Annotated in this window: 21 protein-coding genes; 10 read left to right on the top strand and 11 right to left on the bottom strand. The window is 71.4% G+C overall.

Features of this window, described 5'->3' with window-relative positions; all coding sequences use genetic code 11:
* Positions 1–87 precede the first annotated feature (87 nt).
* Positions 88–606 carry a MarR family winged helix-turn-helix transcriptional regulator gene (locus tag GXW83_RS04370; protein ID WP_370466858.1) on the top strand — a complete coding sequence of 173 codons (519 nt, stop codon included), beginning with the start codon at positions 88–90 and terminating at the stop codon, positions 604–606.
* 61 nt (positions 607–667) lie between these two features.
* Here the strand turns inward: GXW83_RS04370 and GXW83_RS04365 are convergent, their stop codons facing one another.
* Positions 668–1,822, bottom strand: coding sequence for a cystathionine gamma-synthase (locus GXW83_RS04365; protein ID WP_182441582.1), 1,155 nt, complete (start codon positions 1,820–1,822; stop codon positions 668–670).
* Between the two features lie 294 nt (positions 1,823–2,116).
* Here GXW83_RS04365 and GXW83_RS04360 point away from each other — a divergent pair, with 294 nt between their 5' ends.
* The 3 genes from GXW83_RS04360 to cutA all read left to right on the top strand — a co-directional run bounded on the left by GXW83_RS04360 (position 2,117) and on the right by cutA (position 5,035).
* Positions 2,117–3,931, top strand: coding sequence for a M48 family metallopeptidase (locus tag GXW83_RS04360; protein WP_182441581.1), 1,815 nt, complete (start codon positions 2,117–2,119; stop codon positions 3,929–3,931).
* 41 nt (positions 3,932–3,972) lie between these two features.
* Positions 3,973–4,638 (top strand): peptide-methionine (S)-S-oxide reductase MsrA, encoded by a 666-nt coding sequence (gene msrA, locus GXW83_RS04355; RefSeq protein WP_182441580.1) that lies wholly within the window; start codon positions 3,973–3,975, stop codon positions 4,636–4,638.
* 64 nt (positions 4,639–4,702) lie between these two features.
* Entirely contained in the window at positions 4,703–5,035 is a 333-nt protein-coding gene (cutA, locus tag GXW83_RS04350) for a divalent-cation tolerance protein CutA (protein ID WP_182441579.1), read from the top strand.
* Positions 5,036–5,039: 4 nt separating this feature from the next.
* On the opposite strand, the gene GXW83_RS04345 is transcribed toward cutA, so the two are convergent.
* Positions 5,040–6,371, bottom strand: coding sequence for an XRE family transcriptional regulator (locus tag GXW83_RS04345; protein WP_182441578.1), 1,332 nt, complete (start codon positions 6,369–6,371; stop codon positions 5,040–5,042).
* Between the two features lie 168 nt (positions 6,372–6,539).
* Here GXW83_RS04345 and GXW83_RS04340 point away from each other — a divergent pair, with 168 nt between their 5' ends.
* The gene (locus GXW83_RS04340) at positions 6,540–7,085 is read left to right on the top strand and encodes an ATP-binding protein (RefSeq protein ID WP_182441577.1); all 546 of its coding nucleotides are present in this window, start codon (positions 6,540–6,542) and stop codon (positions 7,083–7,085) included.
* Positions 7,086–7,542: 457 nt separating this feature from the next.
* On the opposite strand, the gene GXW83_RS04335 is transcribed toward GXW83_RS04340, so the two are convergent.
* The 5 genes from GXW83_RS04335 to GXW83_RS04315 all read right to left on the bottom strand — a co-directional run bounded on the left by GXW83_RS04335 (position 7,543) and on the right by GXW83_RS04315 (position 10,833).
* Positions 7,543–7,917 (bottom strand): type II toxin-antitoxin system death-on-curing family toxin, encoded by a 375-nt coding sequence (locus GXW83_RS04335; RefSeq protein ID WP_182447073.1) that lies wholly within the window; start codon positions 7,915–7,917, stop codon positions 7,543–7,545.
* Positions 7,917–8,123 (bottom strand): hypothetical protein, encoded by a 207-nt coding sequence (locus tag GXW83_RS04330; RefSeq protein WP_182441576.1) that lies wholly within the window; start codon positions 8,121–8,123, stop codon positions 7,917–7,919. The genes GXW83_RS04335 and GXW83_RS04330 overlap by 1 nt, the downstream gene beginning before the upstream one ends.
* A gap of 614 nt (positions 8,124–8,737) precedes the next feature.
* Complete coding sequence (locus GXW83_RS04325) at positions 8,738–9,694, bottom strand: hypothetical protein (RefSeq protein WP_182441575.1); 957 nt, start codon at positions 9,692–9,694, stop codon at positions 8,738–8,740.
* Positions 9,691–10,032: a PadR family transcriptional regulator gene (locus tag GXW83_RS04320; RefSeq protein ID WP_182447072.1), complete on the bottom strand. Its 342-nt coding sequence runs from the start codon at positions 10,030–10,032 to the stop codon at positions 9,691–9,693. The genes GXW83_RS04325 and GXW83_RS04320 overlap by 4 nt, the downstream gene beginning before the upstream one ends.
* Positions 10,033–10,323: 291 nt before the next feature.
* Complete coding sequence (locus GXW83_RS04315) at positions 10,324–10,833, bottom strand: DinB family protein (protein ID WP_182441574.1); 510 nt, start codon at positions 10,831–10,833, stop codon at positions 10,324–10,326.
* Between the two features lie 170 nt (positions 10,834–11,003).
* On the opposite strand from GXW83_RS04315, the gene GXW83_RS04310 reads away from it, so the two are divergent.
* A complete protein-coding gene (locus tag GXW83_RS04310; RefSeq protein WP_182441573.1) occupies positions 11,004–11,420 on the top strand; it encodes a hypothetical protein in 417 nt (138 codons plus the stop codon).
* A gap of 17 nt (positions 11,421–11,437) precedes the next feature.
* On the opposite strand, the gene GXW83_RS04305 is transcribed toward GXW83_RS04310, so the two are convergent.
* A complete protein-coding gene (locus GXW83_RS04305; RefSeq protein ID WP_182441572.1) occupies positions 11,438–12,586 on the bottom strand; it encodes an NAD(P)/FAD-dependent oxidoreductase in 1,149 nt (382 codons plus the stop codon).
* A gap of 156 nt (positions 12,587–12,742) precedes the next feature.
* Here GXW83_RS04305 and GXW83_RS04300 point away from each other — a divergent pair, with 156 nt between their 5' ends.
* The 3 genes from GXW83_RS04300 to GXW83_RS04290 all read left to right on the top strand — a co-directional run bounded on the left by GXW83_RS04300 (position 12,743) and on the right by GXW83_RS04290 (position 16,111).
* On the top strand, positions 12,743–13,336 hold the full coding sequence (locus tag GXW83_RS04300) for a TetR/AcrR family transcriptional regulator (RefSeq protein WP_182441571.1): 594 nt from the start codon (positions 12,743–12,745) through the stop codon (positions 13,334–13,336).
* 517 nt (positions 13,337–13,853) lie between these two features.
* On the top strand, positions 13,854–15,158 hold the full coding sequence (locus GXW83_RS04295) for an acyltransferase (protein WP_182441570.1): 1,305 nt from the start codon (positions 13,854–13,856) through the stop codon (positions 15,156–15,158).
* A gap of 113 nt (positions 15,159–15,271) precedes the next feature.
* Positions 15,272–16,111, top strand: a complete 840-nt coding sequence (locus tag GXW83_RS04290) for an SAM-dependent methyltransferase (protein WP_182441569.1) — start codon at positions 15,272–15,274, stop codon at positions 16,109–16,111.
* A 32-nt stretch (positions 16,112–16,143) separates the two neighbouring features.
* Here GXW83_RS04290 and GXW83_RS04285 read toward each other — a convergent pair whose 3' ends face one another.
* Together GXW83_RS04285 and GXW83_RS04280 are read right to left on the bottom strand one after the other, a co-directional pair.
* The gene (locus tag GXW83_RS04285; protein ID WP_182441568.1) at positions 16,144–16,692 is read right to left on the bottom strand and encodes a DUF1707 and FHA domain-containing protein; all 549 of its coding nucleotides are present in this window, start codon (positions 16,690–16,692) and stop codon (positions 16,144–16,146) included.
* Between the two features lie 61 nt (positions 16,693–16,753).
* Positions 16,754–17,332: a pyridoxamine 5'-phosphate oxidase family protein gene (locus tag GXW83_RS04280; protein WP_182441567.1), complete on the bottom strand. Its 579-nt coding sequence runs from the start codon at positions 17,330–17,332 to the stop codon at positions 16,754–16,756.
* Between the two features lie 308 nt (positions 17,333–17,640).
* Between GXW83_RS04280 and GXW83_RS04275 the strand changes: the two genes are divergently transcribed.
* A complete protein-coding gene (locus GXW83_RS04275) occupies positions 17,641–18,810 on the top strand; it encodes a DUF4190 domain-containing protein (protein WP_182441566.1) in 1,170 nt (389 codons plus the stop codon).
* Positions 18,811–18,813: 3 nt separating this feature from the next.
* On the opposite strand, the gene GXW83_RS04270 is transcribed toward GXW83_RS04275, so the two are convergent.
* Positions 18,814–20,040 carry an Ig-like domain-containing protein gene (locus tag GXW83_RS04270; protein ID WP_225446750.1) on the bottom strand — a complete coding sequence of 409 codons (1,227 nt, stop codon included), beginning with the start codon at positions 20,038–20,040 and terminating at the stop codon, positions 18,814–18,816.
* Positions 20,041–20,182: the final 142 nt, after the last annotated feature.

Here is a 20,182-nt window from a genome sequence, read left to right as displayed (position 1 = left end):
TGTGGATACCCTCGGAGGAGTTCAGCCGGAAGAAAGATCGCAACGACCATGAACACAGACGACAGCGGCCATCCCTCCGAGCAGGCAATTCGACCCGTGTCCGAACCCTCGGCATCCTCACCGTCCTCGGCATCCTCGTCGCCGTCGGACGAGGAGCTGTACGAGGCGATGCAGTACCAGGTCGCGCTGTTCGCCCGGCGGGCCGAGCGGGTGCGCATGGGCGGGATCGGCGAGCAGCACAACTCCATGGACCGGGCCGCCTACCTGCTGCTGAACCGTCTGGAGCGGGAAGGCCCGGTGGGCGTGAAAGCGCTGGCGCAGGCCATGGGCATCGACTCGTCCACGGTGACCCGGCAGGTCGCGCCGCTGGTCGAGAGCGCCCTGGTGGACCGGGTGCCCAACCCCAACGACGGCCGGGCGGTGCTGCTGGAGCTCTCCCCGGGCGGGCTGCAGCGGCTGCACGAGGTGCGGGCGTCGCGGCAGGCGCTGATGCGGGAGCTGGTCTCGACCTGGCCGCAGGCGGACCGGGAGCAGTTCTGTGCCCTGCTCACCCGCTTCAACGCGTCCATGCGCGACTTCAACCCGGCCATCGGCCTTGAGGGTTGACCGACCGTCAGCTCTGATCTGACGATCGGTCAACTCCCTTTGTCAATCGGTTCCAGGTCGGTCAGCCCAGCGCTTGGGCGAGGTCGGCGAGCAGGTCGCCGACCGACTCGATGCCGACCGAGAGCCGGACCAGATCGGCCGGGACCTCCAGCGGCGAACCGGCCACCGAGGCGTGCGTCATCCGCCCCGGGTGCTCGATCAGCGACTCCACACCGCCCAACGACTCGCCCAGCGTGAAGAGTTCAGCGCGGTTGCAGACCTGGACCGCCGCCTCCTCGCCGTCCTTGTGCCGGAACGAGACCATCCCGCCGAACGCCTTCATCTGCTTCGCCGCGATCTCGTGGCCCGCGTGCGAGGGCAGCCCCGGGTACAGCACCTCGGAGACCTTGGCGTGCCCGGCCAGGAAGTCGGCGACCCGGGCCGCGTTCTCGCTGTGCCGGTCCATCCGCACGCCCAGGGTCTTGATGCCGCGCATCACCAGCCACGCGTCGAAGGGGCCGGCCACCGCACCCATCGCGTTCTGGTGGTACGCCAGCTCATCGCCCAGCGTCACGTCCCCCGCCACCAGCGCGCCGCCGACGACGTCCGAGTGTCCGCCCATGTACTTGGTGGTCGAGTAGACGACGACGTCCGCGCCCAGGGCCAGCGGCTGCTGCAGGTAGGGGCTGGCGAAGGTGTTGTCGACGACCAGCAGCGCGCCGGACTCGTGCGCGATGTGGGCCACCGCGGACACATCGGTGATGCCGAGCAGCGGGTTGCTCGGCGTCTCCACCCAGATGACCTTGGTGTTGGGTCTCACCTGCGCGCGGACCGACTCGGGGTCGTGCGTGTTCGCCACGGACCACTCGACACCCCAGCGCGTCAGCACCTTGGCGAACAGCCGGAAGGTGCCGCCGTACGCGTCGTTCGGGATGACGATGTGGTCGCCCGGCTTGGTGACCGTCCTCAGCAGGCAGTCCTCGGCCGCGAGGCCCGAGGCGAACGCCAGGCCCCGGCGTCCGCCGTCCAGGGCGGCGAGGTTCTGCTCCAGTGCGGTACGCGTCGGGTTCGCGGAACGGCTGTACTCGTAACCGCCGCGCAGGCCGCCGACGCCGTCCTGCTTGTAGGTCGAGACCTGGTAGATGGGGGTGACCACGGCACCGGTCTGCGGGTCGGCCTCCTGGCCCGCATGGATGGCAAGGGTCTCGAAGGCGTAATGCTGCTCACTGCTGCTCATGAAACCCGAGGGTAGTCGGCAGGGCACACCCACCGCGATGAAGCACCGCGGCCACGTGTGCGCACGTCAGCCCCGCGCGCCCCGCGCCCCCGCCGCGAGCGCCCGGAGCGCCCGGAGCGCCCGGAGCGCCAAGGGGGCGTCCGAGGAAAGTAGTCTTCACACGCCCGCCCCCGCGCCGCCCCCCGCTCCCCCGCTCCGCGATCCAGCCGCCGCCCGCTCCCGATCCGACCGCCCCCCCTGCTCCCCGATCCGACCGCCCGCACCATGCCTCCCGGCAGAGAGCGCCGCCCCCACATGCGTACGATCCTCCGCGCCCTGCGGACCCTGGCCCTGCCCCTCGGCTTCTACCTGCTGACCGTCGGGCTGCTCGCGGGCATCCTCGCGCTGGTGCTGGCGGTCACCACCGGGCGGCATCCGCACAGCGCGCTCACCACCGCCGAAGCCTGGGCCATCGGCGCGGTCGTCGCGTTCCCGCTGCTCTACGGCCTGTACGCGGTGCGCGGCGGCAACCGGCGGCGTCCCGAGGGCCTGCGCGTCTCCCGCCAGGAGCAGCCGCGGCTGTGGCAGCTGGTCGAGCAGGCCGCCCGCGCGGCGGACGTCCGCGCGCCGCACGCGCTGTGGCTGACCGCCGGGAGCGGGGTGGCCGTCCGGCAGAGCTCCTGGCTGCTCGGCCTGGTTCCCGGCGCGCGCCGGGCGCGCATCGGTGTCCCGCAGCTGGTCGGCCTCACCGAGCAGCAGCTGGGCGCGCTGCTCGCGCACGAGCTCGGCCACGGCAGCCGCCAGGACACCCCGCTGCCCGGCCTGCTCCAGCGCAACCGCGCCACCCTGCGGCAGGTGCTGCGGCGCCACCAGCCCGACAGCTCCCCGGACGCAGGCCGCCGGTCCGGCCTCCTGGCCGAGCCGCCGTCCGGCTCGGCGCTGGACTTCAGCCTGAGCGGCCTCAACCTCAGCCTCGGGCCCGGCGCCGGGCCCAAGCGCTGGTTCGGTCGCAGCTACGCCGGCTACGCCCGGCTCTGCCTGCGCGCGACCGAGGCCGACGCCCGGCGCCAGGAGTTCGCCGCCGACCGGATCGCCGCGGGCTTCGCGGGCCGCGACACCGCCATCGCCGCGCTCCGCCGCAACCGCGCCCTGGACCATGCGTACCGCGCCTACCAGGACACCTACCTGCGGCTGGCCTGGGACGAGGGCGCCTGCCCGCCCGCCGATCAGGTCGTCCCGGCCTTCCGCGACCAGCTGCGCAGCCCCGACGGCCGCCGGTCCCTGGCCGCCCTGGAGAGCACCCCGCCCCGCGAACGCATCGGCGCCCACGACCCCCACCCGCCCACCGACCACCGCATCACCGCCCTCACCCGCCTCCCCGACAACGTCCAGCCTCCCGCAACCCCGGCTCCGGACACCGTCCCGGCCCCGGCTCCCGACCCCAACCCGACGCCGACCCGCGACACTGCCCCCGGCGCCGTCCCGCCCACGGACGACGACCCCGCCCCGGCGCCCGAGACCCTCCCGGCTTCATCTCCGGCGCCCGCCCCCGGCCCTGTCCCAGCCTCCGCCCCGGCCCCGGCCCCCGGCTTCGCCTCCGCCGAGGCTCTGCTCACGGACCCCGACCGGACCTGGACGCTGGTGGTCGCGGCCCTGCCCGGCGTCCGCGAGCGGCGACAACTGCCCTGGGACGAGCTGGCCGCCCTCGCCGGGCAGGCCGAGCTGGACGCCGCCGCGAGCGGCCTGCGGACCTCCCTCACCACCGTGCTGCGCCACCGACCGGCCGAGCTGCCGACCGTCCTGGACGCCATCGACGACGGCCGCTGGGCGGAGCTGGCCGACTGGATCCCGCGCACCGGCCCGGCGCGTACCGTCCCCATCGCCGTCGGCCGCTCGCTGAATCTGGCCACCGCCGCCGAGGGCCTGCACGCCCTGGCCCTCGCCGCGCTGGTCCGGCAGGGCAGGGCGCGCTGGTCCGTCGACTGGACGCGGGGCCGCGCCCTCACCCTGGACCCCGGCCTTGACGCGGACCTCGGTCCGGCCCTGGACGCCGCCGTCACCGACCCGCACGACACCGCGCTCCTGCGCCGCCTGCTGCGGCAGGAATCCCCGCCCGCCGTCGAGCGTTGAACCGGTCAGCCTCCCTGCACCCGCACCAGGACGGACTCACCATGATCTTCGGCAACCACACCTTCAAGAACCGCCTCCCCTCCGCCGACGAGGCCCTCGCCGGCCGCGCCGCCCCCGCCTTCTCCGTCCCGCTGGCCCACACCGTCCTCGGCCACCCGCTGGAGGGCCCGTACCCGGCCGATCTGGAGGTCGCCGACTTCGGCCTCGGCTGCTTCTGGGGCGCGGAGCGGAAGTTCTGGCAGGTCCCCGGCGTGTGGACGACCCTCGTCGGCTACCAGGGCGGCATCACCCCCAACCCGACGTATGACGAGGTGTGCAGCGGCGCTACCGGCCACACCGAAGCCGTCCGCGTGGTCTACGACCCGGCCCTGGTCTCCTACCAGGACCTGCTCAAGGTCTTCTGGGAGGCCCACGACCCGACCCAGGGCTTCCGCCAGGGCAACGACCGCGGCAGCCAGTACCGCTCCGCGATCTACACCCACTCCCCCGAGCAGGCCAAGGCCGCCACCGCCACCCGCGACGACTTCCAGGCCGTCCTGAAGCGCGTCGGCTACAGCGACATCACCACCGAAATCCTCCCGGCCGGCCCCTTCTACCCCGCCGAGCCCTACCACCAGCAGTACCTCGACAAGAACCCCGACGGCTACTGCGGCCTCGGCGGCACCGGCCAGTCCTGCCCCATCGGCGTCGCCACGACCGACGGCTGACGGCGACGTCCGATGCGAGCCGTGTGCAGCCGAGCAGGCCGGTCACGTGGCTACGCTCGGCTGCATGACTGACTTCGTGCAGGTGTCGACAGCGGTGGAGAGCCGTGAGGGAGCCGAGGCGCTGGCCCGGTCTGCGGTCGAAGGGCGGCTTGCGGCAGGAGCCCAGATCGTAGGCCCCGTGATCTCAGCCTTCTGGCATCTGGGCGAGTTCGGCACCGGCGAGGAGTGGCGGCTGACCCTCACCACACGCGCGGACCGCTACGCCGCGCTCGAGGCCCACCTGCGGGAGCATCACCCGTGGGACAACCCGGAGATCATCGCCGTACCGATCGTCGCTGGTTCGGCCGCATGCCTGGAGTGGATCAGCAACTCGACCGAACCGGAATCGGCGGTCTGATCCGTTAGGCCCGTGCCTTCTCCAGCACCTCGGCCACGTGCGGCAGCCCGCAGTGCGGCGACAGTTGTCGCAGGACCGGGGCAATGCGCTCGCGTGGGCGAACAGATGCCACTCCGGCGGAGAGGTCGAGCACGCGGCTGGTGACTGCGGCAGCCTGCTCGATCTCTCCTGCAGAGAGGTAGGAATCAGCAAGCCAGCATGAGTACAGGGCTTTGTCCCGCGCATGCGTGTCGTCGAATCCGGCAAGGACATGCTCCAACGCGGGCACTGCACGCAAGGGGCGGCGCAGTTCAGTCCAACAGCGGCCGGTCATGATCTGAAGTTCGTTGTGGTCCACCCAGGACACCCAGTCAGGCTGTGGCGTGCCGTCCAGCTCGGCGAGAGCAGCCTCGGCGACACCGAGGGCCCGCTCGGTCTCCGCAGCGTTGCCGTTGACAGCGTGAGCCCATGCAAGGCGTTCGTACGGCAGGGTGCGTACCCCTGCGGGCGCATCCGGACCCGCTGTATGGCATGACTCGGTCGCTGTCACGACTGCACTGCGCGGGTCAGCCCCGATGGTCTGGTAGGCAAGGAAGGCGAGCGCGTTGCCGGCGAGCGGGGCGTCTTCCGCTTGGCCAGCAGCCTTATGGCTTTCCTCGTAGAGCCCGCGAGCATCGGCTTGGTGGCCCGCGTCGAATGCAGCCCAACCCGCCTGCTGGGCCTGCTCGGCAAGGACGGACAACAGGGCCTTGCCAGTCGCCTCGGTGTAACTGCCGTCGCGGATCATGGCTTTGGTAGCTTGATACTCCCCCAGGTACACGCGGTAGGTGTCACCCCCGCCAAGGACGTCGTCCAGACGCCGCAGGCGTGCAGCGCGCTCCCGCAGTCGATCGGGCAACTCTGGTCCGATCCTGCAGCCGGAGTCGATGTGGGTGAGACCCGGGAGGCCGAGAACGAGACCGGCCCCTATCGCGGTCGTCTTGACGAAGTCCCTGCGCAACACGTTCTGATCTCCTGCTTGGTGAGCGGCGGTGATCCGTACTGGTGTTGCGGGGTACCCGCTGTGGACCTCCCAGGCGCGGGGGGCAAGCTGAAGCAGATGCCCAGGGATGCGTAGCGCGTCGGCGATCTGTGCAATCTTCTCAAAGGTCGTAATTGCACCAATGCCCTTGGCCAGGGCGCCGACTCGCTCAGGCTTGATGTCGCACTCGGCTGCGATCTTCGAGTAACTGATCTGACCCCATTTGCGGGCAAGGAAGAAGACCTTCCCGAAATCGTGCGCGGTGATCGCGGCACGCATATCGGTCCGGTCCAAGACATGCTGAGGTAACGCTGTCGGCGGATGGTAGTCAGTCATCCAATGTCCCCGCAACACCGTTCATCACAGTTTGTGCTCACCTCCTGACTCTGAGCATACCCATCATGGGTACCCCTTGGTGGGGAAGCAGCCGCCCCGCACCCCCAGCAATCTGGGTAACACGGCACCGGGATTCACCTGGTGCACGGGACAAGGATGGTGCGATCCATGGATACGTGGAGAACCGTAGGTGCGGCGCCTCCGGCGGTCGCGCGCTTCGCGGGCGGCGGGATGCTTCTGGACGATCCCGTTCGGTTCGGGACGCTCAGCCTTCCGACCGCTGGCCAATCGACGGCGCGGGCAGCGCGGGAATTCGTCCGGACCGCGCTGACCAACTGGGGGCTGGGCCGACTCTGCGACGACGTGCAGTTGTGCGTCTCAGAACTGGTGGGCAATGCCGTCCATCACAGCATCCCTGACAGCCGCACCAGGCCGCTCTCGTCTGACTGCACGGTCGTACTCACCCTGCGGGCTTGGCCCGGATGGCTGTTCGTCGATGTCGCGGACGAGGATTCCTCTCCCCCGACACTGCCTATCGGGGACACCTTTGGGCCCGACTTCGCCCAGGACCTGCCTGAGGCCCTGCTCCCGGATCACGGGCGTGGACTCCACATCGTCCATAGCCTCACGGACTACCTGTGGTGGGTTCCGCGCGACGAGGGCGGCAAGAGCGTCTTCTGCCGGTTCGACCTGTCCACGGCCGTGACCGCATGACGGCACAGAAAAGAGAGCCAATCGAGGATTCTCTTGCGCAGAACAGCCGTGTGGCGCTCCCATCTGAGGGGTGCATGCGGCGGCGGACCGACATGGACGAGCTTCTCCCCGTCTGCGGCAGCGAGTTCCCGGGCTACCCGGGGGTCTGTTGGTGTCAGCCCAACCTGCTGGAGCTGCCGCTCCCCAACGAAGTCGAGCTGTTCCGGCGGATCTTCGGGACCGAGCCCAATACACGCGGCGGGACTGAATGACGCCCGATCTCGGTCAAGGACGGGCTTCTGCCGCCTGACCTTGAATGACGGACGACGCTGCGGCAGGTGCCTGCGTCGGGCGTTACCCGCTCGGGCCCACACCCCTCTGATCTCCCGTGCCGGGCTGGCTGTGCCTCCCTGCGCGGGGAGGGCCCTGGTCCTGCCCGATCGGCGTCGCCACGACCGACGGGTGACGCTGCGGCTGGTTATTCGGCGAACGACAGGAGGCCGGCGGCGATCTGCGGAACCTCCAGCTTGCCGGTGACGACGTCAACGACGAACTGCTCCGCGATGTCCTCGTCCAGTGGCTCGCGGAGCAGGTGGCTGTTGAGGCCGAGGAACAGCCAGACGGCGTTCCATGCGAGTCGTTTGTTGCCGTCGATCAGGGCGTGATTGCGACCGAGGGACTCCATGAGCGCTGCGGCCTTCTCCCAGATCGCGGGGTAGGCGTCCTGCCCGAAGATGGTCGTCCTCGGGCGTGCTGCGGCCGAGGCGACCAATCCGGCGTCCCGGACCTGTTCCTCCCCGCCGACGACCCGCCGCGCCACCTCGAGCAGGTCGTCAATCGTCACGTAGTCGATCACTGGGCAAGCCGCTCGTTGAGACCCTCGCTGATGCGCAGGACACGATCGAGCACCTCAGTGCGGCGCTGCGCACGCGCGTTGACTGCGTTCATGAGCAGGTCGTGCACGTAATCCTGGAGACTGCGGCCCTCCAGCGCCGCCTGCGCACGAATCTGCTCGATCTCCGACTCCTCGAACCTGGCAGGGAGCATCTTCTTCGCCATGCAGCCGATGCTAGCAAGCGATAGCAGACGCTGTCAGCGGACTTTGAATGCGGTCCTGACCTGCACTTCTGCCACCGGCAACGCTTCGACGACAACTGCGAGGACGGCTGCCTCGGCGGCACCGGGTCGGCGGCGGGGCCGGCTCCACTCCCGTCCGAGTCCGGGGCAGGCCCGCAGCGGTGGGCCGTAATGGGACGCCGGAGGGGGGCGGCCGATTCGACCCGGGCTACGCCTCAGAGCTCGTGCAAGTTCCGTGATTGCGTGGACGGTTGGACAGCAGCCAGTCGGGGTGCATGGCGGGCAGGTACGGACCTCGTGATCATTGTGGTGACCCAGCCCGATGATCACGAGGTGTTCCATGCTTGCCGTTGTAAATTCTCTCGTCCCTGCCGTGCTGGTGAAGCTGGGCCCCTGGACGCCGGTCGGGTCGCTGACCTGCGCCCCTCCTTCGACTCGGGGCCCGACCCGCGCTCGCGGCGGGGCCGTTGGCACTCCCTGGCAGCGATCCTGCTGGTGTGCGCCTGCGCCTCGTCTCGGGCGCGAAGAGCATCGATGGGCTCGCCGAGTGGGGTGGATCACCAATGAGCGGGCGGCGCTCGCGCGCGGGTCCGGGGCTACTCCCGGGTGACCGCGTAGAGGGGTTCCGGGTCATCCGGTTCGGCGGCCTCCTCGGCTGCGCGCAGACGCGGCGTCACGACCTTTCCGGCAATGGCGAAGAGGGCGGCGAGGATGAGCACGCCCCGCAGTTGCGCCTCGTAGAGGATGTCGCCCTGGACGACGCGGAGCAGCGGATAGAGAGCGGCGGGCGCCAGGGCCAGCGCGGCGACGGCGGCGGGGCGGCGCAGGCGCTCTGTGGACAGCAGTGCGAGGCTGAGCGCCAGCCCGGAGACCAGGATTTGCCAGGAGTGCTGATCTAGGAGCACCCCGATCGCGCCTGCCAGTATGAAGGCGGCGGGTACGGCGGCGGCCCGTTTGGGCCCGTCTGCGGGCGTGAGCCCGAGCGGCGCGGCCAGTAGGAGCAGCGTGGAGAGCGCCGGACTGGCCAGGGGAAGCAAGGTGGCGGCCCACATCGGCCCGTCTCCGTGAGAGGTGGCGTAGTGCTCGGTCAGGACTGCGGCCACTGCTGCTGTCGCGCAGGCGGCGACGGCCAGCAGGCGTGCGGTCTGCCTGAGGCCGAATGACAGCGCCAGCAGGGCCAGCAGTGACAGGGTGGCGCCGGCGATCGTCGGCTCCAGCGCGAACTGCCGCTGCAACAGGTTCCAGGACAGCAGCGGGTGGAGCATCCGCAGGATCGTCACCACATTGGCCAGGCGCACGGCGGCATCCACAGCGACGGCCAGCGGCGCGGCCCAGGCCAGGATCTGTCCCAGGGGCCGGTCCGGACCGATCCGCAGGCGCAGCCGCAGGCCGTGTGCGGCCAGGGCCCCGGCCTCCGACAGCGTCGCCCACCGGCCGCCGCCCTGGGCGGCGTCGGTCGCCGTCGCGGCCAACTCGTCGCCGTGCATAGACCGGTAGTGCGCGGGGTAGACGCGCAGCGCGAGCCGCACCGCCCCTTTCAGCTTCGCGTTCACGCGGTCGCCTCCGTCGCCCGGGCCGTGGCCCGCCTTCCCGCGCCCATCCGGCGCTCCGCCTCCCGGGCCACTGCCTTTAGCCGTGCGGCCTCCGCCGCCAGAGCCTCGCGCCCCTGATCGGTGAGGGCGTACACGCGGCGCGCGCGGCCGTCGATGACCTCATCGCGTTCGACTCGGACGACGCCCTCCTGCAACAGCCGGTCCAGAGCGCCGTAGAGGGTCCCCGCGCGGAGCCGGACCCGCCCCCCGGAGATCTCGGCCACCTCCTGGATCAGCGCGTATCCGTGCCTGGGCTCGTCGGCGAGTGCGGTGAGCAGGAGAACCGTCGGCTCCTGCATCGCCCGCGCCGCACTTCTACTGTGAATCATGCGACCTATATATACCGTCCACCTGTATATAGGCACAAGGCGGTACCCGCCCACGACAGGTTCACCTGCGGCGATGGCTCCGATCCCGCGGCATCACCCCACGCATCGCACGCCGTGGCATCGAATCCTCCGAGCGCCTGACCTCTTAGGCCCGTGCCTTCTCCAGCACCTCGGCTACGTGCGGCGGCTCGCGGTGCGTCCAGGGCATGGACGAAGTGCTCGGTGCGGGTGCTTTCGGGCCGATGCGGGCGGGCGGGGGGTTCAGGCGCCGGTGGTGCCGTCGATGCCCTCGCGGAGGAAGTCGGCGTGGCCGTTGTGGCGGCCGTACTCCAGCAGTACGTGCACCATCACCATTCGCAGCGACACCGCTTCGTCCCACCTCGGCTGTCGGCCGGAGGCGTCCAGGGAGTCGGCCTGCTGCTCGATGCGGCGCGAGTTCTCGACCTCGGCCTGCCAGGCGGTGAACGCCTCGCGCCTGGTGGAGCGGCTGGCGTCGTAGGCCGCCTGGAAGTCGACCGTGTCGGACCAGACCAGGGGCGCGTCGTTGTCCTCGAACACCCGGCGAAACCAGGCGCGTTCCACCTCCGCCATGTGCCGCACCAGGCCGAGCAGGGACAGCGTCGACGGCGGCATCGACTGCTGCCGCAGCTGCTCGTCGGTGAGCCCGTCGCACTTCATGGCGAGGGTCGCGCGGTGGTAGTCGAGGAAGGCCCGCAGCATGTCGCGTTCGCTGCCGAAGCTGGGCGGTCCCGTGCGGTGATCGCCGGTCACTGGGGTGCTCCTGGTCCGGGACGGTGTCCCGGCCAGTATCCACCGCCGTCGGCTGCCGTTCGGAGCCGGTCCTCCAGAGCGCGGGGCCGTAGAGTGCGGGCCCGGGGGTGATCGCGCCGCTGTCCACGGGCCGGCGGCCGCCCTTCGAACTGACCTGCTGGAGGCGTGCGTTGCTGAGTGAGGACGAGATACTGGTCGAGGCCATCGGCTCGCTGAGCGGGGGGCTCGGTCGGCACGGGGCGCAGTTCGCGGCCAAGCGGCTGAAGAAGAACGTCCACGAGATCGAACTCCAGCTGCCGTCGGCCCTGCGGGGCGCGGTGGCGCAGGTGTACCGCGTGCTGCTCACGGCGGGCAGCCCGGTCGCCGAGCCGGTGGATCCGGACCCCGACGCGGATCCGCGGACGATACGTTTCCTCGTGGGCGCCGGGATGGGCGGCCTGAACCCGGTGCTGGTGACGGCGGTGCTGCGGAGCACGGGGGCGCAGACCACCGGCCTGCTGCTGCGCGCTGCCGCCAAGGAGGGCCTGATCAAGCAGCGGGCCGGGGAGAAGACCGCCGTGCGGATCGCCGCGCTGCTCGCGCAGTAGCCCGCAGTCCGTCAGTCCTACTGCCGGGGAGCGACGTTGTCCGCGTCGAAGTCGGGGACGTCGGCGGAGAGCAGGTGTTCGGCGCCGCCCTCGAGGATCTTGGCGGTCTCGGTGGAGCGGGGAAGCATGGTCTGCTCGTAGGCGCGGACGCCGTCGGCGACGGTGGCGGCGCCGGCCAGGGCGAGGGCGAGCTCGCAGGCGTCGAGCATGGCGAGGTTGACGCCGACGCCGAGCGGCGGCATGAGGTGGGCGGCGTCGCCGAGCAGGGTCACCGTCGGGTCGGGCTCCCAGGTGTGCGGGACCGGGAGGGCGAAGATCGGGCGGTCGATGTAGGGGCCCTCGTTGTCGGTGATCATCCGGCGCAGGCGCGGTGACCAGTGGGCGTACTCGTCCCGCAGGACGGCACGGATGTCCTGGGTGTCGGCGATGGTCAGGCCGCGCCTGCCGAGCCAGTCGGCCGGGACGCGCCGGATGATGTAGACGCGGATGTGGTTCCCGCTGTTGCGCTGGGCGAACAGGCCCCGGTCGCCGTCGGCCGCGGCGGCGCTGCCCTGGTCGACCAGGTCGGCGATGTCGGGGTGCCGCTTGTCGACGTCGGAGAACCGCGCCTCCAGGAAGCTCACCCCGGTGTGCGCGGGGCGGGCGGCGGAGATGGCCGGGCGCACCCGGGAGAAGGCGCCGTCGGCGCCGATGACCAGATCGGTCTCGACGGTGGTGCCGTCGGCGAAGTGCAGGTGGCGCGGCCCGTCGACGGGTCCGCTGACCCGCTCGAGGGCGCGGCCCCAGTGGACGGTTCCCGGCTGCAGCGAGTCCAGCAGCAGGGTACGCAGCAGGCCGCGGTCGATCTCCGGCTTGAAGCGCTCGTCGGGCTCGGGGACCTTGTGGAACGTCAGCGTGCCGGCGGAGTCCAGCTGGCGCATCTCCTGGCCTTCGGGGCGGGCCAGTTCGAAGAACGCGTCGAGCAGGCCGGCCTCGCGCAGGGCGATCTGGCCGTTGTCGGCGTGCAGGTCGAGGGTGCCGCCCTGGTTGCGGGAGTCGGGGCCCGGCTCACGGTCGTACACGGTGACCGCGAGGCCGCGCTGCTGGAGGATCCGGGCGCAGGTGAGGCCGCCGGGTCCGGCTCCGACGATGCTGATGCGGGCACGGGTGGGGGCTGGGGAGTTCATGGTGGTTCCCTTCGTGGGGCTCAGGCGAGGAGGAGGAGGAGGAGGGGGCACCGGGCGGATCCGCTCGGCGCCTGCCACTCCCATAAAAACAGACCGAGTAGAAAAGTGCAACGAGTCAACTTATTGAGAGGTTCGACTGTCGGATATGCTCAAGCCATGACCGTGCCCCCCGTCAGCCGCCGCGAGCGCAAGAAGGCCGCCACCCGGCAGGCGATCGCTGGCGCCGCACTCCAGCTCTTCCTGGAGCGCGGCTACGACCAGGTGAGCATCCGGGACATCGCCGACGCGGCCGACGTCTCCACCGCCACGGTGTTCAAGCACTTCACCGGCAAGGAGGCGCTGGTCTTCGACCAGGACGAGGACCGCGAGTCGGAGCTGATCGCCGCGGTGCGGCAGCGGCCCGCCGGTCAGGGCATCCTCGACGCCCTGCGCCGGCACGTCCTCGACACCTGGCTGCCGGTCGTGGAGCACCCGCAGGCGGCCGGCTTCACCAGCCTGGTGGAGTCCACTCCGGTGCTGCGCGCGTACGCCGAGCGCATGTGGACCCGGCACACCGACGCCCTCAGCGCGGCCCTCGCCGACGAACTCGGCGTGGACCACGACGACCTCGCCTGCGCGGCCCTCGCCCGGTTCGTCCTCGACATCCCCGGCATCGCCCGCAGCCGACCGGACCGCCGGGCCGCCGTCGAGGCCGTCTTCGCCATCCTGGCGCACGGCTGGGAGCCGCCGACCGGGGCGCGTACGCGGTAGCGCCGCCGGAGGCCGGAACTGACGTCACGTCATGGGACGCCCGCCGTGCCATGGCGTCCGGCGCACCCGAAAGCCACGGGTCGTGCAACCATCCGTGGACGGCCGACGTCCTCGTCCATGGCATTCCCTTTCCTCGGGATCGCCCGACGCAACGCACCAGCGCGCATCCCCACCGTGGGGAATATCACGGACGTCGGGTGATTCCGCAGTCGGCCATGCCCTGGAATGCACCGTGATCAAATCAAGCATTGGTCACGGACAGCGACACCAGGGGGCGGACGCCGGTGGGCCCGGCGCACCGGACCGGGGGCGGAGGGGTGGCGGCAGGGGCTCAGCCCCTCGCCCGTGCAGGTAAGAGAGCTTGAGCCGCGCCTTACGTCCACCGCTGGGCGCTCGGCGACACTGCGGGATCGACAGCCGTCGATCTGGTCACCGTGAGCGACTTTTGTTGCAGCAGAGGCCGGGACAGTAGTCTCCTCGGGTGACTCAGGTAAGTGCGCAACTAGAAGACGTGCGGGTGGGTAAGAGCACTCGTGCGACCACGGTGAGCGCACCGCGCGCCGCCGCCCGGCTGGGGTGGCTGGATGCGCTGCGCGGGTTCGCGGCCCTCGCCGTGGTGTTCCGGCACACCGGGGCGGTGCTCGTGCCCGCGCTCTACCAGGCCACTTCCGGCATCTGCGATGCGGGAACGTTTGGCGTCTATCTATTCTTCTTGGTCAGCGGATATATCGTGCCCGCATCTCTGGAGCGCAAGGGTGATCTGCGCGCCTTCTGGATCGGGCGCGGATTCCGGATCTACCCGGTGTTCCTGACGGTGCTGGCGCTCGGTCTGCTGGTCCCGCAACGGCTGGGCGTGGTGAGCGGCGGCTGGTTCAGCCATCCGCTGCAGACCGCGGCGGGCAACAGCGTGCTGCTGTCCGAGCTGCTCGGCACCGGCAACGGCCTGCAGGTCTCCTGGACGCTCTCCTACGAGATGGTCTTCTACTTCCTGGTCTCGGCGCTGTTCGCGCTGGGCCGGCACCGGCGCAGCGCGCCCATCTCCCTGGCCTTCGCCGTGCTGGCGGTGGTCGCCGGTGCGGCCGTGCCGACCAGGATGCTCAGCGACGGTCCGGCGGACACCCGGACGGTGCTGGCGGTGGTGCTGCTGGTGCTGGCCGCCGCCCTGGCCTGCGTGATGGCGGGCGGGCGGGCAGCCAGGCTGGGCGCGCTGACGCTGGGCCTGACCGGTCTGGTGCTGGTCTCGCTGAACAGCGGCATCACCGGCTTCGACTCGATGATGATCCTGGCGACCATGTTCGCCGGAACCGTGATCTACCGCGCCGAGCACGGGCAGATCAGGCGGTGGACCGCCGTGCTCTGCTGCGCGCTGGTGCTGACGGCGGGTCTGGTCTCCGGCGCGATGTACGACGGCCGGTTCTACACCACCACCTGGACCGGGGTGAGCGGCTACTGCGGCGCCATCGCCGGGGCCTGGCTGCTGTTCGGCTTCGGTCTGCTGATGCGCCGGCGGCGCTTTCCCCGGTTCCTCAGCTGGCTGGGCTCGATCAGCTACGCCGTCTATCTGGTGCACCTGCCGCTGTACATCTGCATGGAGTGGGCCTGGAATCGGGAGCATCTGCGGATGGCCGGGCCGCTGCACGAGCTGGCCCACGGCACGCTGTACGCCGCGCTGGTGCTGGCCACCGCCTACGCCGCGCACCGGCTGGTGGAGCTGCCCGGCCAGCGGCTGGGGCGGCGGGTGACCGCCTGGGCGGACGCCCGGACCGGGCCGCGCCGGGCAGGCGTCGCGGCGCCCGCGGCGGCGCTGCCGGAATCCGGCTGACGCTCCCCGAACACCGTTGGTGGGCGGTGGAGTTGGGTGGTCGGCGGTCGGGGTTGCGGGGGACGGGCTAGGCTTCGTGCGGTCGCGGTCGTGGAGCTGTGGAGGTGCCCGGAGTGTCCCAGGCAGAGGACTGGCTGAACCGAGCCTCGAAGGACTTCCAGGCCCCCACCGAGCTGCGGCCGGAGATTCCGCACCCGGCGCGTATATACGACTGGCTGCTCGGCGGAAAGGACCATTTTCCGTCCGACCGTGCGGCGGGCGAACGGCTGGTGGCGGCCGATCCGGCGATGCGCCGGGCCGCCCGGGCCAATCGGGCCTTCCTGCAGCGGGCGGTGCGGTACCTGGCGTCCGAGGGCGTGGACCAGTTCCTGGACATCGGCACCGGGATTCCCTCGGCGGGCAACACCCATGAGATCGCGCAGAGCGTCGACCCGCGCGCCCGGGTGATGTACGTGGACAACGATCCGGTGGTGCTGGCCCATGCGCGGGCGCTGATGGCCGGGCCCGGCCATGGCGAGACCCGGGTGCTGCAGGCGGACCTGCGCGAGCCCGGAGCGATCCTGGCCGCCCCGGACGTCCGCGCGCTGCTGGACTTCGGCCGCCCGGTCGCGCTGCTGCTGGTCGGCATCCTGCACTTCGTGCCCGACAGCGACGAGCCATACGCGATCGTCGCCGAACTCCTGGACGCCCTCGCGCCCGGCAGCCACCTGGTGCTGACCCACGGCACCGGCGACTTCATCGACCAGGACGCCGGGGAGCGGGCGGTCGCCGCCTACGCCAAGTCCAGCGCCCCGGTGACCGGTCGGAGCCGCGCCGAGGTGAGCCGGTTCCTGGACGGCCTGGAGCCGTTGCCGCCGGGCATCGTCACCGCCCCGCTGTGGCACCCGCAGGCGCCGACCACCCCGGAGGACGCCCGGCTGCCGATCTACGGCGTGGTCGCCCGCAAGCCCTGACCCCGTAGTCCGGCCGTGCCCCTGACCGGCTGTCAGCGGGCGGCGAGGCGGTAGACCGCACCGCCGAAGGCGACCCGGTCGCCGGGGCGGACGGCGACCGTGCCGATGATGCGGGAGCCGTTCACCTGGGTGCCGTTGGTGGAGCCCAGGTCGCGCAGCAGCCAGCGGTCGCCGGGCTCGCGGAGCAGCTCGGCGTGCACGCGGGAGACGGACGTGTGGCTGAGCCGCAGGTCGCAGCCCTCCAGGCGGCCTATGCGCAGCGGCGCGGAGTCCGTGGCCGGGAGCGTGATGGACGGCAGGCGCGGGTGCTGCCAGGCGTTCTGCAGCCGCAGTCCGAGGCTGGAGAGCGCCCGGACCGAGCCGACCAGCAGCCGGGCGAGGCCGCTGCGTTCGGGCAGGTCGGCGGTGACGGCGTCGAGCTCGGACCGGCCCCGCGCGTGCAGCACCAGGTCGATCCGGCGCAGGAAGGTCTCGTGCGACAGCCGCCCCTGGACGGAGTGGTCGCGCAGCAGCTCGATCGCCTGGTCCCGTTCCGCGTCGGACAGCCGCGCAACGTCGGTGAGGGGCTCTGGCGTCGTCATGGTGGTGATTGTCGGCCTTTGCTTCGGGTACGTCCAGGGGCGGTTCACGGACGGGACGGTCTCACGGGCGGGACGGCAGCGGCAGCGGGACGGCGGGCAGGCCGTCGATGCTGACCGGGTTGAACGGCTTGCCGGCGCAGTACGCGGCGAACTCCTCGTCGGTCTTGCGGGCGAGGAACTGGTGGTGGGTGTCGCGCTCCTGCTGGTAGTCCATCAGCGGGACGGCGTAGCCGCAGCTGTCGCTGACCTGCTCGGCGCGGACCAGGACGACGGCGCGCAGCCCCGGCCCGTCGGCGTCGCCGAAGCGGGCGACCAGGTCGGCGAAGCGGGGATCGTCGCGGAAGACGGGCTCGCCGTGGCCGTGCACCCGCAGGATCTTCGGCGGGCCGCTGAAGGCGCACCACATCAGCGTGATGCGGCCGTTCTCGCGCAGGTGGGCGACGGTCTCGGCATGGCTGCCGCCGAAGTCCAGGTAGGCGAGCGTGAGTTCGTCCAGGACGACGAGCGAGCCGGAGCGGCCCTTCGGCGAGAGGTTGACCCGGCCGTCCGGGGAGAGCGGCGCCGTGGCGACGAAGAAGACGGGCTGATCCTCGATGAACGAACGCAGCCGGTCGTTGATGAGTTCATATGTCTGGCCCATGGGCGCCATTGTCGCGCCCGGATCGGGACGGGGCCATGGCATCGTCCCCCGCTCGTCCCCGCTCATCCCCGGGGCCATCGCTCCTGTGACGATCCGATAATCTCGCGGCTTATCGGGAGGGACACCACATGGGCACACCGCCGCCGTCACCGGAATCACCTGACTCAGCAACATCCCCACAAGCACCGGAAGCGCCGGAAGCGCCGGAGGCAGCGGACGCGGGGGAGGTCGAGCTGGGCAGGACTCCCGAGGCCCCGGCGGCTCCCGAGGCGGCTGTCCGCGACCCGTGGGCCCCGCCGCAGCCGGGCGTGCAGCCGAGCCCGTACGCCGGTCCTTACCAGGGCCCGCAGCCGGGTCCGCCCCCGGGCCCGTACGCCGCACCGCCGTACCCCGGCCCGTATCCGGGCCCGTATCCGGGGCCCGGGCCGCAGGGCGGGCCGTGGGCGCCGCCGCCCGGGTACGGGTGGGCGCAGCCGGGCTTCCCGCCGCCGCCCGTCAGCCCGACCAACGGGCAGGCGATCGCCGCGTTCGTGCTCGGGTTGCTGGGCGTCGTCCCGGTGAGCGTGGTGCTGGGCATCGTCGCGCTGGTGCGGATCGGCCGCACCCGGCAGCGCGGCAAGGGGCTGGCCATCGCCGGGCTGGTGCTGTCCGGGCTGTGGGCCGTGCTCGGCGTCGGCGCGATCCTGCTCGGCCTGGCGTACGCCAGTGTCCACGCCACCACCGCGTCCGGGCCGATCAGCGTCGGCGGCAACGGCCAGCAGCCGCTGGGTTCGCTCAGTGCCGGGGACTGCTTCGACCTGCCCGCCAAGGGCTTCGACGGGTACGTGACCGTGGTCCCCTGCTCCCGGCCGCACGACCGGCAGGCGTTCGCGCAGGTGCCCGTCGAAGGCCCCTACACCGGGCTGGACGCGGACCGGGAGCAGACCCGGGAGGCGTGCATCGCGGCGATGGGGCGGCAGTTCACCGACCCGACCGGGCTCAACGGGACCGCCGCCCTGTACTACTACTACCCGGACCAGTCGGACTGGCAGAACGGCATCCCGCAGGGCACCTGCACGCTCATCGCCCCCTACAAGCTGCTGCAGCTCACCGGGGATCTGATGCAGAAGCCCGGCTCGTACACCATGCTGCAGACCTCGTACCTGAGGACCACCCGGCAGACGACGGTGCTGCGGCGCGAGGTCGTGGACGCCATCCCCAGCCAGTGGCGGACGACGCTGCCGCTGGCCACGCAGCTCGCCCAGGCGGACCGGACCGAGGCGCGGGCGCTGGCCGGCCAGAACTTCGGCGGGGTCTTCGTGGACCGGGAGGCGGCGAACCTGGCCAAGGACGACCTGGCCCAAGCCGCGCAGGCGGACCGGCTGGCGCAGGCGTCCTCGCAGGACCAGTGGACCTCGCAGGCCGCCGCCCTGGACTCGCCCACGCTGGCCACGGACCTGGCCATGGTGCGGATCAACCTGAACCTGCCCGACCAGTAGGCGTCACACCGCGCTGCCGGCCTTCCAGCTGGCCCAGTCCATGTTCCAGCCGTTGAGCCCGTTCGACGGGCTGACGGTCTGGTCGCCGGAGTTGACCACTTCGACCACGTCGCCGGTGATGGAGGTGTTGTAGAACTGCGCGGCCGGGGTGTCCGGGTCGTCCGCGCCCTGGGCGTCGTGCATGCCGACGCAGCCGTGGCTGGTGTTCTCGCTGCCGAAGACGTCCTCGCCGGACCAGTAGTTGCCGTGGACGAAGGTGCCGGAGGTGGTGAGCCGCTGGGCGTGCGGGACGTCCGCGATGTCGTACTCCCCGCCGAGGTTGACGGTCTCGGAGTTCATCCGGGTCTGCAGCAGCTTCTCCGAGATCACCATCTTGCCGGACCAGGTGGTGTGCAGCGGGCTGCCGCCGGAGATCGGCCAGCTCTGCGTGACCGCGCCGTCGCGGGTGACGGTGAGCCGGTGGGCGGCGAGGTCGGCGACGCTGGTCTGGCTGCGGCCGATAGTGAAGGCGACGTCCTTGGACTGGGTGCCGAAAACGCCCCTCGCGCCCTCGACGTCCTTCAGCCGCAGGCTGACCGTGACCCGGGTGCCGGGCGCCCAGTACTCCTGCGGGCGGAAGTCGAGCCGGTTGGCGCCGAACCAGTGGCCGACGATCTCGACCGGCGGCGTGGAGCTGACGGTGATGGCCTTCTGCACCGCCGCCTGATCGGTGATCGGCTGGTCGAAGGTGAGCGAGACCGGCATGCCGACGCCCACGGTGGTGCCGCTGTCGGGGGTGTAGGTGCCGAGGAAGGTCTTGGCGGGCTTGGCGGTGGTGAAGGCGACCTCCTTGACCGCCCGGACCTTGGCGGCGTCGGTGGCGACCGCCGAGACCTTGTAGGCGGTGCCGGAGCTGAGCCTGGTGGTGCTGGTCCAGCCGGTGCCGCCGGGGGCGAGCCGCCCGGCGACCGGGTGCCCGGCCCCGTCGGTGACGGTCACCGAGGTGAGCGTCCCGCCGGTGACGGCGACCCGGACCGGCTGGGTGAAGTCGGCCTGCAGCTCGCCCGCGCCCGGGGTGACGGTGACGACGGCCGCGGACGTCCGGGGCCCGGAGGGGTGCGACGATCCCCCGCTGCACCCCGCCACCAGGGCGACCGGTGCGGCCACCATCCCGGCCACCACCGCGCGCCGCCCGGGGGCGCCCCCGGCGGAAGGCGCGGGGTCGGCGTCGTTCTGCTGCTGTTCAGCCACCACTTCAACGCTCCCTCGGACGAACCGTGCCCACAGCTGATCCATGCCCGGCAGTTACATTTTTGCCTGAATCTGCCCCGTTCTGCCTCGTTACGCTAACCCGGAGGGGGCGGGTGGCCGCAAACCGGCCGCGACCAGGCCC

The sequence above is a fragment of the Streptacidiphilus sp. PB12-B1b genome (genome assembly GCF_014084125.1).
Classification (GTDB): domain Bacteria; phylum Actinomycetota; class Actinomycetes; order Streptomycetales; family Streptomycetaceae; genus Streptacidiphilus.
The sequence above is the reverse complement of the archived record's forward strand: the minus strand, read 5'-3'. Positions and strand labels throughout refer to the sequence as shown.